Source organism: Rahnella ecdela, assembly GCF_019049625.1.
GTDB lineage: Bacteria > Pseudomonadota > Gammaproteobacteria > Enterobacterales > Enterobacteriaceae > Rahnella > Rahnella ecdela.
On the sequence record NZ_JAFMOY010000120.1, the window covers coordinates 104,744 to 121,680 of the forward strand.

At 52.1% G+C, this 16,937-nt stretch carries 14 protein-coding genes and 2 pseudogenes; 8 read left to right on the forward strand and 8 right to left on the reverse strand.

Annotation, left to right across the window (positions count from 1 at the left end):
• The first annotated feature begins 57 nt into the window (after window positions 1–57).
• The 5 genes from J1784_RS08835 to J1784_RS08855 all read left to right on the forward strand — a co-directional run bounded on the left by J1784_RS08835 (window position 58) and on the right by J1784_RS08855 (window position 5,392).
• Complete coding sequence (locus J1784_RS08835) at window positions 58–1,125, forward strand: ABC transporter ATP-binding protein (protein ID WP_217148886.1); 1,068 nt, start codon at window positions 58–60, stop codon at window positions 1,123–1,125.
• A gap of 30 nt (window positions 1,126–1,155) precedes the next feature.
• On the forward strand, window positions 1,156–2,151 hold the full coding sequence (locus tag J1784_RS08840; protein ID WP_420803961.1) for an ABC transporter substrate-binding protein: 996 nt from the start codon (window positions 1,156–1,158) through the stop codon (window positions 2,149–2,151).
• A gap of 19 nt (window positions 2,152–2,170) precedes the next feature.
• Complete coding sequence (locus tag J1784_RS08845; protein WP_217148888.1) at window positions 2,171–3,901, forward strand: ABC transporter permease; 1,731 nt, start codon at window positions 2,171–2,173, stop codon at window positions 3,899–3,901.
• 93 nt (window positions 3,902–3,994) lie between these two features.
• Entirely contained in the window at window positions 3,995–4,591 is a 597-nt protein-coding gene (locus J1784_RS08850) for a dual specificity protein phosphatase family protein (protein WP_238485457.1), read from the forward strand.
• Window positions 4,592–4,696: 105 nt separating this feature from the next.
• Complete coding sequence (locus J1784_RS08855; RefSeq protein WP_217148890.1) at window positions 4,697–5,392, forward strand: GntR family transcriptional regulator; 696 nt, start codon at window positions 4,697–4,699, stop codon at window positions 5,390–5,392.
• A 50-nt stretch (window positions 5,393–5,442) separates the two neighbouring features.
• Here the strand turns inward: J1784_RS08855 and fetB are convergent, their stop codons facing one another.
• From fetB to manA, 4 genes are all read right to left on the reverse strand, one after another.
• Window positions 5,443–6,216, reverse strand: coding sequence for an iron efflux ABC transporter permease subunit FetB (gene fetB / locus J1784_RS08860; RefSeq protein WP_217148891.1), 774 nt, complete (start codon window positions 6,214–6,216; stop codon window positions 5,443–5,445).
• Window positions 6,203–6,874, reverse strand: coding sequence for an iron efflux ABC transporter ATP-binding subunit FetA (fetA, locus tag J1784_RS08865; RefSeq protein WP_217148892.1), 672 nt, complete (start codon window positions 6,872–6,874; stop codon window positions 6,203–6,205). The genes fetB and fetA overlap by 14 nt, the downstream gene beginning before the upstream one ends.
• A 67-nt stretch (window positions 6,875–6,941) precedes the next feature.
• Window positions 6,942–8,483 (reverse strand): YdgA family protein, encoded by a 1,542-nt coding sequence (locus J1784_RS08870; protein WP_217148893.1) that lies wholly within the window; start codon window positions 8,481–8,483, stop codon window positions 6,942–6,944.
• Between the two features lie 134 nt (window positions 8,484–8,617).
• On the reverse strand, window positions 8,618–9,799 hold the full coding sequence (gene manA / locus J1784_RS08875; RefSeq protein WP_217148894.1) for a mannose-6-phosphate isomerase: 1,182 nt from the start codon (window positions 9,797–9,799) through the stop codon (window positions 8,618–8,620).
• A gap of 268 nt (window positions 9,800–10,067) precedes the next feature.
• Here manA and fumC point away from each other — a divergent pair, with 268 nt between their 5' ends.
• A complete protein-coding gene (fumC, locus tag J1784_RS08880; protein WP_217148895.1) occupies window positions 10,068–11,465 on the forward strand; it encodes a class II fumarate hydratase in 1,398 nt (465 codons plus the stop codon).
• A gap of 68 nt (window positions 11,466–11,533) precedes the next feature.
• Here fumC and tus read toward each other — a convergent pair whose 3' ends face one another.
• On the reverse strand, window positions 11,534–12,469 hold the full coding sequence (tus, locus tag J1784_RS08885; RefSeq protein ID WP_217148896.1) for a DNA replication terminus site-binding protein: 936 nt from the start codon (window positions 12,467–12,469) through the stop codon (window positions 11,534–11,536).
• 181 nt (window positions 12,470–12,650) lie between these two features.
• Here tus and J1784_RS08890 point away from each other — a divergent pair, with 181 nt between their 5' ends.
• Window positions 12,651–13,217, forward strand: coding sequence for a DNA-3-methyladenine glycosylase I (locus tag J1784_RS08890; RefSeq protein ID WP_217148897.1), 567 nt, complete (start codon window positions 12,651–12,653; stop codon window positions 13,215–13,217).
• Window positions 13,218–13,245: 28 nt separating this feature from the next.
• Here J1784_RS08890 and J1784_RS08895 read toward each other — a convergent pair whose 3' ends face one another.
• The 3 genes and pseudogenes from J1784_RS08895 to J1784_RS08905 all read right to left on the reverse strand — a co-directional run.
• The gene (locus J1784_RS08895; RefSeq protein ID WP_217148898.1) at window positions 13,246–14,208 is read right to left on the reverse strand and encodes a GlxA family transcriptional regulator; all 963 of its coding nucleotides are present in this window, start codon (window positions 14,206–14,208) and stop codon (window positions 13,246–13,248) included.
• Window positions 14,209–14,468: 260 nt separating this feature from the next.
• Window positions 14,469–14,774, reverse strand: a complete 306-nt coding sequence (gene yqfB, locus J1784_RS08900) for a N(4)-acetylcytidine aminohydrolase (RefSeq protein ID WP_217148905.1) — start codon at window positions 14,772–14,774, stop codon at window positions 14,469–14,471.
• Between the two features lie 36 nt (window positions 14,775–14,810).
• Window positions 14,811–15,917, reverse strand: a pseudogene (locus tag J1784_RS08905) (Fic family protein); the annotation flags it as partial.
• 452 nt (window positions 15,918–16,369) lie between these two features.
• On the opposite strand from J1784_RS08905, the pseudogene J1784_RS08910 reads away from it, so the two are divergent.
• Window positions 16,370–16,937 (forward strand): annotated as a pseudogene (locus J1784_RS08910) (IS3 family transposase); the annotation flags it as partial.

Genomic DNA, 16,937 nt, shown 5'->3' on the forward strand with positions numbered 1-16,937 from the left:
CAGTAATTTGTTTCCTCATCGAACAGGCCAGTGCCGCTATGAGGAAACCTCCGACGCATGTCTGCTATCCAGATCTCCCACCTGAGCAAATCCTTCACCACCCAGCCGGTGTTAAATGATGTCTCGTTGCATATCCGTCACGGCGAGTTCGTGGCGGTGCTCGGGCCCTCCGGTTGTGGAAAAACGACTTTACTGCGCACCATTGCCGGATTTGAGCCGGTCAACAGCGGTTCGATCACCGTGGGAGACCGTCTGTTTTCATCGCCTGACATTCATGTAGCGCCGGAAAAGCGCGACCTGGGGATCGTGTTTCAGAATTACGCGCTGTGGCCTCACATGTCAGTTGAAGAGAACGTGGCCTACAGCCTGAAAGTGGCGGGGATGGATCGCAATGAGCGTCGTACCCGAACAAAGGATGCGCTGGCGCTGGTCGGGCTGGCGGATTATGCGACGCGTCGCCCCTCGGATTTGTCCGGGGGACAGCGCCAGCGGGTAGCACTCGCTCGTTGTCTGGTAACCCGCCCTGGTGTGGTTCTTCTCGATGAACCGCTGGCGAATCTTGATGTGCATTTACGTGCGACGATGGAAGAGGAGTTCAGTCGTTTTCATCAGCATACCGGCGCGACGTTGCTCTATATCACCCACGATCAGCAGGAGGCGATGGCGATCGCCGACCGCGTGGTGGTGATGAACGAAGGCAAAGTGATGCAGTTCGCCACGCCGCAAACGTTGTACCGCGAACCGGCTAATGAAATGGTCGCAACCTTTATCGATGATGGCCGCGTTATTCCTGCAAAAAATATCCAGCGGGCAGAAAGCGGCATTGTGCTGGCAGAGATTTTAGGGTTGCGCTGCCGGTTGCGGGCATCGCCTGAGCAGATGGCTGTTGCCAGCGCGCAGGTTTCTGTTCACGCCACAGGTTTACGCTTTGCCGACACCGGTGAACAGGGTATCGCTGCGCGGATCACGCGGGTGATTTATCGCGGCGGCTATCGTCAGATTGACGTTGAACCTCACAGCGATCCTGAACTGCGTTTATCACTACATTCCCCGGCGGAAAAAACATGGCAAGCTGGTGACAACGTCACCTTTATGATTGCCGACGGATGGATAATTCCTCAGTAAATTTCATTTCTTAAAGACAGGGCTATGCACATGTTTAACATAATAAAATTATCTTCCTGCGCGCTGACTTTGGCTGCGGTACTGGCAGTTCCGGCATTTGCAGCAGAAACCGCATCAGGCAAGCTGGTGGTGTATACCTCGCAGGCACCGGAAATTGCGCAACAGACGATTGATGCCTTTAAAGCGGCTTATCCGAATGTTCAGGTGGAATGGACGCGTAATGGCACCTCGCAGTTAATGAATGTTTTGCAGACTGAAATGATGGCCGGGGACGTAAAAGCCGATGTATTGCTGGTAGCGGATTCCATCAACCTTGGTGCACTTAAAAAAGACGGCAAACTGATGGCCTATGCCGGTGCGCCGGTAGGAAATATCAGCCCGAATTTTTATGACAAAGATAAAACCTGGTTTGGTACCAAAATCATTGCCACGGTAATTGCGTATAACACTAAAAATGCCAAACCTGTCGACAGCTGGATGGCGCTGACTGAACCGCAAAATAAAGGCCAGGTTGCGGTGCCAAGCCCGCTTTATTCGGGTGCGGCGTTATATCATCTGCACACGGCGATTAACACGCCGGACATTGGCTGGGCGTTTTATCAGAAGCTGGCGGCAAACGGTATTACGCCGGAGGGCGGGAATGGTCCGGCGCTGAAAGCAGTGGCCAGCGGGATGGCGAAATACGGGGTGATCACCGACGCCGATATTATCCGTGCCAAAAAACAAGGCTCGCCGATTGATCTGGTTTATCCAAAAGAAGGGGCTTCATTTGTGACGGAACCGGTCGCCATTCTTTCCGGCGCGCACAACGTTCCTGCCGCAAAAGCGTTTGTTGATTTCATGCTGTCTGCTCAGGGCCAGCAACTGGTGGCGAAACAGGGTAACCGTCCGATTGATGCCAGCGTGGCAGCGCCCGAAGGTTTTGCGCCGATGGATTCCGTTAAATTGCTGACCCTCGATTCTGATAAAGCAGTAGCTGACGACAAAGCCGTTCGCGCAAAATTCACTGAAATTTTCGGCGGCTAACAGCACAGAGGGCGGGTCAATGAGCGTGATGAGTGAAATCCAGCGCCGCGCCACTTCTTCACGCCGCGGGTGGCCGGGCAGTGAGAAAGTGGTGCTATGGGGGCTGACGCTGCTGATAGGAATATTATCGATAGCGCCTTTGACGCGGTTGGTGTGGGCCGCGATCGCGCCTGATGGTGTGCCGGACATCACGCGGTTTACCCATCTGCTGGGTACCCGGAAAGTGGTGACCGCCACGCTGAATACGCTGACGATCGCCGTGGTCTCCACGTTACTGGCCATGCTGCTCGGAACCATTGCGGCACTGCTGATTGCGCTGACAAATCTGCGTGGCAAGCAGGCGTGGGTATTTACGTTTATTTTGCCGCTGATGATCCCCCCGCAGGTGACGGCGCTGGCCTGGGTACAGGCACTTTCGCCGTCGAGTCCGGTTTTGCAATTTCCCGGATTCAGTCTTCCTGCTGGTTCCCCTTCGCCGCTGTATTCGCTTCAGGGCATTATTATCCTGCTGGGACTGCATAATGCGCCGCTGGTATTTCTGATGGTGCGCGCCGGATTACGCAGGCTTCCGGCTGAACTGGTGGAAGCGGCACGCAGCGGTGGAGCAAAACCGTGGCGGGTGCTGTTTACGGTGATTTTGCCGCTGGTGCGTCCGGCTATTTTTGCCGGTGCGGCGCTCTCATTTGTTACCTCTGCGGGTAATTTTGGTATTCAGGCGATGCTCGGTATTCCGGGGCGGATCCCGACGCTTATCACAATGGTATATCAGCAACTCAACAGCGTGGGCGCATCGGCTCTGCCGGATATGGCGGTACTTTCATTGCTGATTGCCACGATTACGCTTGCAGGGCTGATGTTCAGCCGCTGGCTGGGCGGCCGCCAGGATGTGCGTATTACCGGTACGCCGCGTGCGCTTCATCAGTCACTCGGTCGCTGGCGTTTGCCCGTTGAGATTGCCGTGTGGGTATGGATGCTGCTGACACTCATACTGCCGCTTTCCGCCTTGCTGACCACTTCACTGACGACCGGCTTTGGTCAGGCACTGACGATGCAGAGTCTGACGCTGAGCAATTATGCGAATGCGTTGTTTGGTTATCCGGCTATCCGCCACGCGTTCATGACAAGTCTGGGACTGACCGTAATGACGGCGGTGATACTGACAATTGCCTCGCTGTTTCTGGCCTATTTTCTTAGCTGGCAACGCACGAGGCTGGTGCGTATTTTGCAGTTATCCACGGAACTGGCGTATGTATTGCCGGGAATTGTCACTGGTATCGCGGCAATTCTGTTTTTCCTCAGGCCGTTGCCATTACTGCATATCAGCCTGTACGGCACCCTCTGGATCATTCTGGCGGCTTATCTTTCTAATTTTATGGCGCTGGTATTGCGCCCGACACTGGCCGGATTCGCCCAGATTGATCGCTCGCTGGATGAAGCCGCACAAATCTTTGGTGCCGGATTCCTGCGAAGAATGCGCGATATCCTGATGCCGCTGGCCGCACCTTCAGCGATGGCAGGAACGATTCTGGTCTTTCTCACCGCGCTTAATGAAATTCAGGTGTCCATTTTACTGGTGACTTCCGGGACGCAAACCCTCGGACCGATGGTCGTCTTTCTGGATGAGGGAGGATCATCGACGCTGGCAGCCGCGGTGGGATGTCTGATGATTGGCGTGGTGCTGGGATTCATGTTACTGGCCTCGCTATTTGCACGGAAACTTCCTGAAGGCGTATTGCCGTGGCGGGTGTAAATCGTAAATGTCGTTAAACTGCTAAACAGGCAAAGGTTTGCTTTTTTCTGATGTGCTAACGTGCATGAACACACTGACGTCAGGAAGATGATAATGACTGATACCCTTCAATCACGTAAGCAGGCCCAACAAGAAGAAGACAGCAGACCTTTACTCATCAAAATTGTGCCGGTTGCCGGACAGAATCATCGCTGGTTATATCTCGGAAATAGCCCGGCGGCGCAGGATGCTTATTTGCTGCATCAGCACAATATTACCTCCGCACTGAATACGGCTGTGAATTTACAGCTCGGCAATCTGGCGTTACCAGACAGCACCTGGCTGCGGCGTACGCAAATCGGACTGATTGATGGCGCCGGGAATACCGTCACTCATTTGCTGGCAGGTGTGCTGGCGCTCGATGGTTTACTGGGGCAGGCCAGTCCGGGCAAAGTCAGTTATCCGCCGCATCGTGCCGCTAATGTGCTGGTGCATTGCCGTGGTGGGCGCAGCCGCTCTGTGGCGGTGCTGGCGCTGTATCTGTATTTTACCCAGTCAGAACGTTTTCCCACACCGCAGGCAGCGCTGACATTTTTACGTGAGTTGCGTGGTCTGGATGAGACTTATCCCTGCGAGCCGCTGATGACACTCATTCATCAGGTGGCTGAATTGCCCGCCAAAAGCTGGTTTGGCCGCATTGCCGGATCCTGAACAACGTTCTGTCGAGGTAGATTTGACGTCATTTACTAATGACGAAAGCAAACCGTTGATGTTAGCGTGCACGAAAACTGCCAGAAAGAGGCCATTTAGCATTCCATGAGTAATCCAACTACAACCGCCAAGCAGCTGGAAGTTCAGCGCATTGTCGACGTTTTATCAAAAGCCATCGCTCAGCAACGCCTGCGTCCCGGAGCACGTCTGGTTGAATCGCAACTCGTTGAGGCGCTGAGTGCGAACCGCAATCATGTACAGGTGGCATTACAGCGTCTGGCGTTACAACGCATTGTGACCATCGAACCCAATCGTGGTGCAATGGTGGCGCAGCCCACGGCAAAAGAAGCGCGCGAAGTCTTTATTGCCCGCCGCGCGATCGAACGCGCGATTGTTGAATGCATCGGACCGGACGTCATCCGCCGTCATCGCCATCGGATCACTACTCATTTGCGCGGTGAGCGTGAAGCGGTGCTGTCTGAGGACCGCCGCGCCGTGGTGCGGGAGTTAAGTGAATTCCATCTGATACTGGGCGAAATTTCAGGTAACGAAGTACTCAGCGAAATTTTGTCGAATCTGATGGTGCGCAGTTCACTGATTGTCGCGTTGTATCAGCGTAATGAAGTCCCTTCATGCCAGTGTGATGAGCATCAGGCGATCATTGATGCGCTGGAAGCCGGTGACAACACCCAGGCGGCAGAGATCATGCAAGAACATCTCGACGATCTGGAAGGGGTGTTGGATCTTGATGATGACGGCGCAGGGGAAGTGAATTTGCGGCAGGCGTTGTCGGATTTATAACGCGCAAAGGCAGGGCGCCCGTCAGTAAAACCGCTGACGGGCAATGTAGATTACGATGATTTCAAATCGCGCAGCTGCGCACGGTCATTGTAGAAACGTTTATAAGCCAGATAGCCGGCAATGATCGTTGATAAACTGGCCGTCGCCAGCAGCATAAACGTCACCATAATCTGATACTTGATGGCTTTAACCGGATCGATCCCGGCAAAAATCAGCCCGGACATCATGCCGGGTAAGCTGACAATACCCACCGTTTTGGCGGCATCGACCGTCGGGATCATCGCCGCCCGTATACTGTCACGAATAATCCTGCCTGACGCCATTTTTACCGGCGCGCCGAGGCTTAGCATCTCGAGAATTTTTTGCTGATTATCGAGAAAACGCTGATTCAGATTGCTGTAGCACAAACCCACCGCGACCATGGCGTTTCCGGCAATCATTCCCGAAATCGGAATAACCTGCATGGGCAGAAACTCAATCGAACCGCTCAGGAGCAGAATAGACAGCGTCAGCGTCGTGCCGACCGTGATCGCAATAAACGAAATGATAAAACCGTTATCAATATTGCGGCTGCGTTTTTTCGCATTCAGGGCGGCATTCACGCAGATGAACAGCACCATCAGTACCGTTAACAGGCTGTTATTGATGTCGAAAATGTATTTGAGCACATAGCCGACAATCACCAGCTGAACGACGGCGCGGGCCACGCTCCAGATAATGTCTTTTTCGAGGCCGAGTTTTTCTTTTTTGCTGACGAGCAGGGCGACAACCACCAGGATCAGCGCGAGAGCCAGAGACTGGTTGGTAATATTATGCTGATTCATGAGCCGTACTTCCTTGTGAATGACGGGTCAGGGTGACGACATGTTTCGCGTGGCGGATTTCATTCTGGTCGTGGCTTACCCACAACACGGCGATCTGCTCTTTGTCAGCCAGATCTGCGATTATCTCGTTGATGTTTATCTTATTTTCTTCATCCAGCGCGCTGGTGATTTCATCCAGCAACAGAACGTCCGGCAAAAATTGCAGATTGCGCAGCAGGGCGACGCGTTGCTTCTCGCCACCGGAAAGTTCCTGCGTGCGCTTGGTCAGCATGTCTTCGGTTAAATTCACCCGTTTCAGCCAGTCGCGAAGCTTGTCGTCATCGGGCTTTTTATTGCGGATCTGATAAGGCAGGGCGAGATTGTCATACACCGTTTCGCCAAACAGCGACGGTGTCTGAAAACAGTAAGAAACGCGCTGGCGATACGTTTCAGGCTTTATCTGCGAAATATCTTCGCCTTTAAACCACAGTTTGCCGCCGGTCGGGGTTTGCAGCGAAGCAATGATCTTCAGCAACGTACTTTTGCCGCTGCCCGAAGGTCCGGTCAGTAACGTGAATTCACCCGGATTGAGGGTGAGTGAAACCGGTTCCAGTAACGGGATATTATTGAGCGTAAAAGAGACGTCTTGCAGACGAAGGAGGTCAGTCGAGGTGGTCACGCCGGGAGGTCCTTGGTAACGGGCGGGTTTTTACTCCTCCCCCTTCGCAGGGGAGGAGTAAACAATATTACTGCGCCGGAACTGGCGCCGGAGCCGGAGTCACTGGCGTTTCCTGTTCAGGCGTCGGGGCTGGCGCTGCTGGCCCGCCCAGAATGCCAAACAGACCTGCGAATTCCTGCAACGTCATTTTCTGACCATTCAGGTCAACCTGATTGTCCGCGTAATGGAAGCTGCTGGAAATCGTGTCATCTTTCACGGTGGTCAGTTTAAACATCTGACCCATCGCGGCAATTCCCTGAACTTGCTGTTGAGCCAGTTTCGCGGCGTCATCGGCATTGTAGCCTTCGATCTGCGCAACCTGTGTGGTCACCTGAGTGGCCATCGGCAGAGGAATAGTGAGTTTGGCGTCAACTTTATTCACCAGCTGAGACAGCATCTGATCCTGCGTTTGTGCCGGTGTTGCAGCCGGGTCTTTCAGATCCAGTTGCAGGTTAAAGCTGCTTTCGCCCTTGCTGTTTTTCCAGCTAAGCGGAGCAATGCTGATGGACGGATTGCCTTTGAGAAGTAACGGCAGGTTTGCCAGCAATAAATCGGCCGCTTGTTGCTGATAAGCCGCAGGATCCAGTTCACCTTGTTTCATCAGCAAATCGCGAGACTGCTGATTGTAGTTATCAGCAAACTGTTTCAGCGCGGCGCCATCCAGCTTATCCAGTTTCAGGGTCAGCTTTGCTGAACCGAAATCCTGGCCCTGAATTTTCAGAGCGTCGATGGTGTAATCCTGCTGACCGCCAATGTTATTGCCATTTTCAGAGAATTTGCTCACCAGCTTGAAGTTGTCCAGAGAACCGGCGTCTTTGCCGTCAACGTTCACGAGTATTTGCTTCACGGTCAGATTCTGATCGCCAACGCCCACCTGGAACTTACCCTGATGGGTATCGCTGTCCATGCTAAAACCTGCCAGAGTCACTTTTTCAAGTTGTCCCCACTGGTTTTTAGAGGTCAGCGCGATGCTGTCGGTATTGGCATCGAGCTTCATGGCGGTCAGGTCTTTATCAACATCCACATTGATAGTACCGCCGGAGAAGGCCAGCTGGGTTTCGTCTTTCTGGTAAGTCACCGGAATGATATCAATGGCCGATGCACTCGCACCGCTGTAGGAAACGCGCGTGTCGATGGTGACCAGAGATTTTCCTTTGGTGACATCAAACAGGCCTTTAACCGTCGGCGTGTTTTGCAGCTCTGAATGAACAGATGCCATGCTCGGGATCAGATTGAGTTTTTTCAGCTGAGCGGCAGGGAAAGGACCGTGATCGATAGTTTCGATAAAGGCAATTTCGTCACCGGTTTTCAGCACGCTGCTGCCCGCGGTAGCAGCGGCGGCATCCGGGCGCAGAACAATGCGCATTTTGCTGCTGAACAGCCCGCGCTGGTAATCTTCATAGCTGACTTTCAGACCGGCTTTCGGATAAGCGTTTTGCAGCTGGCTGTTGGCGTTCGCAACCTGCTCATCCATATGCTGTTCAATCATTTTACCCGTGTACCACGAGACGCCTGTCCAGGCCGCGCCAAGGACTACAATGACGCTTACAGCGACTAATGACTTCTTCATATCTCTGTTTATCCTTATGAAATATCCCGAAAATAAAAAACGCCTTACGGCGTTATTAGTCCTCTGAGTGTAGCTGAATCAGCAAAAAAATCATCAAAATGGGGCAGTTAGCCCCATTTTGTTTAGGCTTTGGATCATTTCGCGAGTGTATTGAACACCCGTGCAATGCGACCGTTGCCGCTGACCGTCACCGGAGACTCACTGGCAGACAAGAAACATGACTCGCCGGGATTGAGCACCAGCGTTTCTTCGCCTTTTGCCAGAACGCTCTGGCCTTCAATACAGAAGACAATAGCTGCGCTGTCCTGTTCCAGCGTTTGCGGTTCTGCCGCAAGGCTGTGAATTGAAAACGCAAAATCTTCGACAGGAATAGGGAAGTTGAGTTCCGCGCCTTTGACAACCGGCGTGGTCAGTAATTCAGCTGCCGGTTTCGCATTGAATTTCAGGTTGGCCAGTAACTCTGGAATATCGATATATTTCGGCGTCAGACCGGCACGCAGAACGTTATCGGAATTCGCCATAACTTCCAGAGAAACGCCTTTCAGATAAGCGTGCGGAGTTTCCGCGTATAGGAACATGCCTTCACCCGGCTGGAGGGTGATCACGTTTAGGAGCAGCGGGGAGAACAGGCCGCTGTCATCAGGATAAAATTCAGAAATGCTACGAATGGTGTCCCACGGTTCACCGTGTTGCTCATCAAGCACGGACTTCAGAACGTCCAGCGCACGGGATTTGTCTTCACCTTCAAGGCTCAGCAGCCCGGCAAACAGGGTACGCAGATGGTCAACATCCGGGAAATTCAGGAAGCTGGCAATCAGCTGATGTGCGCCTGCAACAGGCTGCAGTAAGGAAACGATGTCACGCAACTCACGGAAACCGTTCATTGCCTGGAAAGACGTCAGGGCATAAACCAGCTCAGGTTTGTGATTGGGATCTTTATAGTTACGCTCGGCAGCGTCCAGAGGAATTCCGGCGGCATTTTCTTTCGCGAAGCCAATTTCAGCGGCACCTTTACTCGGGTGAACCTGAATGGAAAGCGGCTGATCGGCGCAAAGTACTTTGAACAGGAACGGCAGTTCGCCAAAACGTTTAGCGACTTTCGTCCCTAACTGGCCATTCAGATCAGCACTGATTTGCTCACGCAGAGAGACGGTCTGGCCGCTGGCGTTCTCAACCTGAGAACTGCTTTTAGGATGAGCCCCCATCCACAATTCGGCCATCGGCCGGTCTTGCGGGTCGGTAATTCCGTAGAGTTTGGTCAGAGCGTCTTTACTGCCCCAGGCGTAATTTTGTACACCGTTCTGCATCTTTTGCATTGCTTCATCCTGAATAGAAAATATTGCCGCCTAGTAAACAATGCCAATGCAGGCATTACAACTACGAAGCACCAAAAAGTGCCAAAGGCACCTATTTTCGGAACGGAGATCGAATCGAATTATACGTCCGCCTTATAAGTCACTATAATTAACGGGCCGCCAACGGATGCGTGGGAGCGCGTGCGGCAATCAAAAACCTGCAAAACCGCTGATTTAACCAACAAAAAAACCTGATTTACCATTGTAATAAGCCTCTAAGGAGACAGTAATGGCAGCAACACGCATTGAAAAAGACTCAATGGGGCCAATTGATGTTCCGGCAGATAAACTTTGGGGCGCTCAGACGCAACGTTCCCTGGAGCATTTCCGTATTTCCTCTGAAAAAATGCCTGAAGCGCTGATCCACGCGCTGGCTCTGACAAAGCGCGCCGCCGCCAGCGTGAATATGGATTTGGGGCTGCTGCCTGCAGAGCGCGCAAACGCCATTGTTGCTGCCGCTGATGAAGTGCTTGCCGGTCAACATCCGGCTGAATTCCCGCTGGCCATCTGGCAAACCGGCTCCGGTACCCAGACCAATATGAACATGAATGAAGTTCTGGCGAACCGCGCGAGTGAAATTCTCGGGGGCGAGCGGGGTGAAGCGCGTAAAGTCCATCCGAATGATGATGTGAACAAGAGCCAGAGCTCTAACGATGTCTTCCCGACTGCGATGCACGTTGCTGCCGTGATCGAACTGCGTGAAACGCTGATCCCTGAGCTGAAAGTGCTGCATAAAACGCTGGCAGCCAAATCGGATGCGTTTCGCGATATCGTGAAAATTGGTCGTACACATTTACAGGACGCTACGCCGCTGACGCTGGGTCAGGAAATTTCCGGCTGGGTAGCGATGCTGGAGCACAGTTTAACGCATATTGAAAACAGCATTCCTCACATTGCAGAGCTGGCGTTGGGGGGAACGGCAGTCGGTACCGGCCTGAATACGCATCCGGAATATGCGGTGCGCGTGGCGAAAGCGCTGGCGGAACTGACTAAACAGCCTTTTGTGACGTCGCCTAATAAATTTGAAGCGCTGGCCACCTGCGATGCGCTGGTTCACGGACACGGGGCGCTGAAAGGTCTGGCAGCCTCGTTGATGAAAATCGCCAACGATGTGCGCTGGTTATCTTCCGGCCCGCGTTGTGGTATCGGCGAAATTTCTATCCCAGAAAATGAGCCGGGAAGTTCCATCATGCCAGGTAAAGTGAACCCGACGCAGTGTGAAGCCATGACCATGCTGTGCGCGCAGGTGCTGGGCAACGACGTTGCGGTGAACATTGGCGGAGCTTCCGGTAACTTTGAACTGAACGTCTTCCGTCCGCTGGTTATCCACAACTTCCTGCAATCGGTGCGTCTGCTGGCCGATGGAATGCGTGGTTTTAACGAGCATTGCGCAGTGGGTATTGAGCCTGTCCGCGACCGTATCACTCAGCTGCTGAATGAATCGCTGATGCTGGTGACGGCACTGAATACGCATATCGGCTATGACAAAGCGGCTGAAATCGCCAAGAAAGCCCATAAAGAAGGGCTGACACTGAAGGGTTCTGCCCTGAAACTCGGTTATCTGACTGAAGAACAGTTTGATGAATGGGTGCGTCCGGAAGCGATGGTTGGCAGCATGAAGGCTTAAGAATATCTTCCAAAACAAAGCGAATGAGGTCCGGGAAACCGGACCTTTTTATGGCCGCTGTCTGTCGGTTATAGCGGATAGTCGGTGTATAAATGCAGGCGTTTGATCAGCAGACTCAGCGGTTGTGACTGCGGTTTGTACTTATGTTTAATGCTCGTAACATCGTAATCATGCAGTTCTCCTAACTTGGGGACCTGCATCATCGGAGAGCGCAGACACAAGACAATCAGCGGCAGCGGGCAGGGATGCTGTACCTGTTTCTGGCTGTTGCGATACCATACGCGCGCGATAGGCTGTACTTTCACCGGACGCTTAAATTTCAGCGCCGCATGCTCTGGAAGACGTTTCACATCGCTCATCTCCCGGTTAATATTTTCCATCCATTGCTCACGCGTATAAGGCGATACAGCGCGTCCGGCATTCAGGCTTTTCTCAAGCTGAGCCAGAACTTCGTCACGTGTCACGTTCTTAATAATATGCTTATTCGCCCAGCCAAAACGCACGGAATCCGGATCGCTCAGATACGTCACCGAGCGGTAGGCATTTAGCGTAATCAACCCGCGGAGATGGGTATGAACAAACTCGAAACGCTGTTCGCGGGCAAGGCCTGATTCCACGGTCACAATATGTTCCAGCTCGGCTTTCAGTTTGTTCACTTCCTCAATCAGAAGCAGGGCAGACTGATGCTCTGCGGCGTCGACGGCATAACACAACACACCTGGCAAACGGACGGCCGATTTACTGCTGACATTCTCGTTATTATGATGAATAAATAAACGCTGAAAATGCTGCAACGCCAGTTGCTGCGCAGCCTCGCCGGTGTGCGGTGTGACGATGATTTTGTCTGCGGGATTATGTTCTTCACCTTTGACAACTTCAGGAAGCGCAAAGACCCGTGCCTGCAATAATTCCAGCTGACTCAGGAAATGCCCCAGATCCTGCAACGCCAGTTCCAGTTCGTTAAAACAACCGTTCATCCGGGCAATTAAATCATAATCCGCCATAAACCCTCCAGTTAGTTACAACATACACTATAGGGCATAATGATAAAACGTGCACATATGAACTTCAGGGAAATCATCAGTTTCAGAGTTTTAGTCGCTTAACAGGGCGGGGATGAAAGTTTACCACGTCACGATAGTTGTCAGGTTAGAATAAAGGATGTTTCCGTTGCAGGAGTTCGCTATGACTGACCCTATCCGTTGTCCGTGGGGCACAAATGACCCGATGATGACCGACTATCACGACAGAGAATGGGGTAAGCCTGTACGCGACGGCAGAGCGCTTTGGGAAAAACTGATGCTCGACGGCTTTCAGGCCGGATTATCCTGGCGAATTGTGCTGAAAAAACGCGACGCGCTGCGGCTGGCTTTTTGCCAATTCGAGCCTGAGAAAGTGGCCGAGTTCACTGAAGAAGATGTCGAAAGGCTGGCGAATAACGCCGATATTATCCGCTCACGCATCAAAATTAGGGCAGTGATTAATAATGCCCGCGCGTATCTCGCGATGAAGCAGGCTGGAGAAGATTTCGGTGAATGGATTTGGGCACAAATCGGCGGGAAAGCGATTCAGCACGTTGGGCCGGTTCCGACCAAAGATGCGCTTTCCGAGCGTATTTCAAAGGATCTCAAAAAACGAGGTTTTAAATTCGTTGGCCCGACGATTGTCTATGCCTGGCTGGAAGCCACGGGTCTGATTAACACCCATCATCCCGAATGTTTCAGGCGCGCGCAGGTGGCAAAAGAAGCCTGATTTTACAGGCGTTTCTTTCAAATCATGTTTATCGAACATGATGCTTTTGATATTGTGACGGTGTCACTGACAGTTGCCTGACAAATGCGCGTCGCAGGATATCTACGCCCGAAAAACCGCACTCAGCGGCGATTTGTTTAATTGCCAGTTCGCCAGATTCCAGCAGTTGCCTGGCATGAAATACACGCTGCTGTTCAAGCCATTCCGCTGGCGACTGCCGGAGTTCCTGATTAAATAACCGGGTAAGATGTCGCGGGCTGATGCCCATATGCAAGGCCAGACTTTGCACATTGTGCGGGTAGTTAAGGGAATTCATCACCCAGCGTTGCACATCCTGCAACGCTGATCTGCCGCTCAGTGAGGCCTGTCCGTGACGGCTGAACTGCATTTGCCCGCCAGGACGTTTAAAGAACATCACCAGTTGTGCTGCAACATCCAGCGCAGTTTCCCGCCCGAGATCTTCCTCAACCATATTCAGCGCTAAATCGAGACCGGACGTTACTCCGGCCGCTGTCCGTAACGGCCCATCGGCAATAAATATGGCATCGGCTTCGACTTTTACCTGCGGATAATCTTCTGTCAGTTTACCGGCAACAGACCAGTGGGTGGTTACGCGCCGGCCATCGAGCAATCCCGCCGAAGCGAGCAGCAGGGCGCCGCTGCAGACAGAACCAAAACGTTTCGCATGCTGACTCCACCGCCTGATACCTTCTTTAAGCGCCTCATCGGCTAAGTGCTCGCCGAGTTGTGGCGAACCGGCTACAAGAAATGTGTCTACCGCGTCGGAAACAGGCGAATGCAGGGAAATGTCGGGCACCATCTTCGCACCGGAAGACGTGGGGATCACTGCCTGATCGCCGGTCGCCATAATACTCAGTTTATACACTTCACGACCGCGTTGCTGATTGGCTTCGGCGAACACGTCCAGTGGGCCGGAAACATCGAGCAACTGTACGCCGGGCACGGCGAGAATGATGATGTGTTTGGGCATTGAGAAGTTTCCTGTCGCAGAATGACTATTTGTCCTATATCGTCATTTCGCGACGATTGATGACATTTATCCTGCCGTTTATTCTTGTCTCATACAACCCAGCAGGAGAAATATTATGAGTCTGAATATCCGTGGTATCCGTATTCTGTTCAGTGATCCGCAATTCTCGCTGGCAGGGCTAAATTAGAAGAAGAAAAGGGCGCGGCGGTTAATTCCCGATGCGCCTTTTTTTGTATAATAATGACATCAGACCAATGTCATCAGATAAGGCGGAACTCAATCATAAACAGCTCTTTGAGACCCGGATAAATTTCGCTGATCACATCCTTTAACTGCTCCAGCGTCATATTTTCCTGCACGGCATGTTTGTCATTCAGATCGTCGAACATCACCTGCGTCACCGCAATTACCTCGATATTGCAGAAAAATACATTATCCTCATAACGGCTGACACACACCTTATCACCGGCAGAAAAGTTTGCATCACTGGCTTCGCGAAGGGTGATGGTTTTACGTCCGGCAAGAATGTCGTTTTCAAATCTGCCATAAAAGGTGATGTTTTTCATAAAGTTTCCATTAAGAGAAGAAAAGTTGTCGATAATTTTATATCGGCTGCTGCGTCCGCCCGCTGCGGTTCTGGTCAGGCAGCCCCGCGCAACGAGATCTGTCAGATGGCGGGTGGCCGTCGCCTTACTCACTTTCGCCACCTTCTGATATTGGCCTGCGCTGATCCCTTCGGCGAATCCATTATCGCCTCCGTCCAGTAAACGGTTCAGAACCTTGACCTGTTCAGCGGGGAGTCCGTTACTGTGATGCATCTGCCAGAAAAGTGTTTTTACCCGCGTCTGATCGATGCGCATGATCGCGGTATCTACGCTGGTTTCAAGCATTTTTAGAAACCAGCTGAGCCAGTCCGTTAAATCCATCGTTCCGCGCTGGGTGGCTTCCAGCACGTCATAATAGTCTTTCCGGTGATTCAGAATAGCTTCTGAAACGGCATATAAACGCACGCTTTCATGATCGGCCTGGAATAACGCCATGTCGGTCAGGGCACGGGTAATCCTGCCGTTTCCATCTTCAAAAGGATGAAGGGTGATAAACCAGAAATGAGCCAGCGCAGCGCGAAGAAGGGGATCCAGCGCCGCCCGATGTCGTGACTGATTATACCATTGCAAAAACGCAGTCAGGTCAGCGGAAAGTTGTTCGCGTGGCGGCGCCTGATAATGCACCTTTTCCTTTCCAATCCTGCCTGAAACCACACGCATTGTTGCGTCACCACGCCAGTCACCACGTCTTAAAAAAGCCGGTGCCGGCTCCGGAAATAACCAGCAATGCCATTGAAACAAAAGGGTTTCAGTCAGTTCACCGACATCTGAATTGAAAACATCCATCATTATTTTGGCTAAGCCCTCTGAACGTTCCGTCGTGGTTCCCGGAAGATGCCACGTGAGTCCTAAGCGTTTGGCCAGCGAAGAACGGACAGAATGGGCATCAAGTCGCTCATTCTCGATGGCCGATGACGCCAGAATATTGCTCAGCATCGCATCGAGAGAATATTCGGCAGCATCCTGACCGGGGCGTGATTCGGCTTTACCGACGAGTTTGCCCATTTTCAGGCGCGTCTGACGCAGTTGTGGCTGAATGATGTCATCATCCCAGTTGAACTGAGGCCAGTCTGGTGATTGCCAGATCCATTGCCGGTTATCCATTGAGGTTCCTGTGAGCCGATTAGTGACTTTATTCGGCTCATTATACGAGCCGAATAATAATTGTAAAACTCTCATTGGAGAGGCTGGGAGTGGGTTTTAAGTGGCCGTCGATTTATGTCAGATAAGCTGTGTTTTCTCTGGCAACGTCCTGTATCTTTGAAATTAGCCATAAGGGGGTGCGGACGATTTCTTGGACTCTCGGGAGAGAGTTAATGCATTCATATGAGGACAGGGTTCGGGCTGTTGAACTCTATTATCGATATGGCAAAAAAGCCTCTGTGGTCATCAGAGAATTGGGATATCCATCCATAAAACAGCTCGGTCGCTGGGTGAGAATTTATGAAGAAACTGGCGAATTACCGAGAGAATTAAAATCGAGACAGCGATACTCACAGGCGCAAAAAATCGCTGCTGTGGAACATTACCTGACGCATGGTGGTTGTCTGGCCGTTGTTAAGCAAGCGAGGCAACGACGATACAGCTCTTACTGCGGAGAAATAGGGCCGGCACCTGAAAATCTCCTTGCCAGAAATTTTCGATCCTGCAGCCCAAATGAGAAGTGGCTGACTGATATTACTGAGTTCCACCTGCCAGCGGGCAAGGTCTATCTGTCGCCCGTAATCGACTGTTTTGATGGCAAAGTGGTGAGCTGGTCGATAGGAACACGTCCGGACGCAAAACTGGTGAATGGCATGCTCGACGACGCGCTCGATACGCTCAGAGAAAATGAAAAACCGGTGATACACAGCGACAGAGGCGGCCATTATCGATGGCCGGGTTGGTTGGATCGTATTAATGCATCGGGTCTTAAAAGGTCCATGTCGCGCAAAGGTTGCTCGTCGGATAACGCGGCGTGTGAAGGCTTCTTCGGGCGGGTCAAAAATGAAATGTATTATGGCAGAAACTGGGCGAGCACGACGCAGGAAGAATTTATCTGCTTCCTGGACAGGTACATACGCTGGTATAACGAGAAGCGAATTAAATTATCATTGGGTGCAATGAGTCCGGTTAAGTACCGGC

Excerpts from the sequence above, each read along its gene's own strand:
- J1784_RS08845 (WP_217148888.1), top strand. The coding sequence starts at position 2,171 with ATGAGCGTGATGAGTGAAATCCAGCGCCGCGCCACTTCTTCACGCCGC.
- J1784_RS08870 (WP_217148893.1), bottom strand. The coding sequence starts at position 8,483 with ATGAAGAAGTCATTAGTCGCTGTAAGCGTCATTGTAGTCCTTGGCGCG.
- J1784_RS08850 (WP_238485457.1), top strand. The coding sequence starts at position 3,995 with ATGACTGATACCCTTCAATCACGTAAGCAGGCCCAACAAGAAGAAGAC.
- manA (WP_217148894.1), bottom strand. The coding sequence starts at position 9,799 with ATGCAAAAGATGCAGAACGGTGTACAAAATTACGCCTGGGGCAGTAAA.
- J1784_RS08895 (WP_217148898.1), bottom strand. The coding sequence starts at position 14,208 with ATGCCCAAACACATCATCATTCTCGCCGTGCCCGGCGTACAGTTGCTC.
- J1784_RS08855 (WP_217148890.1), top strand. The coding sequence starts at position 4,697 with ATGAGTAATCCAACTACAACCGCCAAGCAGCTGGAAGTTCAGCGCATT.
- J1784_RS08840 (WP_420803961.1), top strand. The coding sequence starts at position 1,156 with ATGTTTAACATAATAAAATTATCTTCCTGCGCGCTGACTTTGGCTGCG.
- J1784_RS08890 (WP_217148897.1), top strand. The coding sequence starts at position 12,651 with ATGACTGACCCTATCCGTTGTCCGTGGGGCACAAATGACCCGATGATG.
- J1784_RS08835 (WP_217148886.1), top strand. The coding sequence starts at position 58 with ATGTCTGCTATCCAGATCTCCCACCTGAGCAAATCCTTCACCACCCAG.
- fumC (WP_217148895.1), top strand. The coding sequence starts at position 10,068 with ATGGCAGCAACACGCATTGAAAAAGACTCAATGGGGCCAATTGATGTT.
- yqfB (WP_217148905.1), bottom strand. The coding sequence starts at position 14,774 with ATGAAAAACATCACCTTTTATGGCAGATTTGAAAACGACATTCTTGCC.
- fetB (WP_217148891.1), bottom strand. The coding sequence starts at position 6,216 with ATGAATCAGCATAATATTACCAACCAGTCTCTGGCTCTCGCGCTGATC.
- tus (WP_217148896.1), bottom strand. The coding sequence starts at position 12,469 with ATGGCGGATTATGATTTAATTGCCCGGATGAACGGTTGTTTTAACGAA.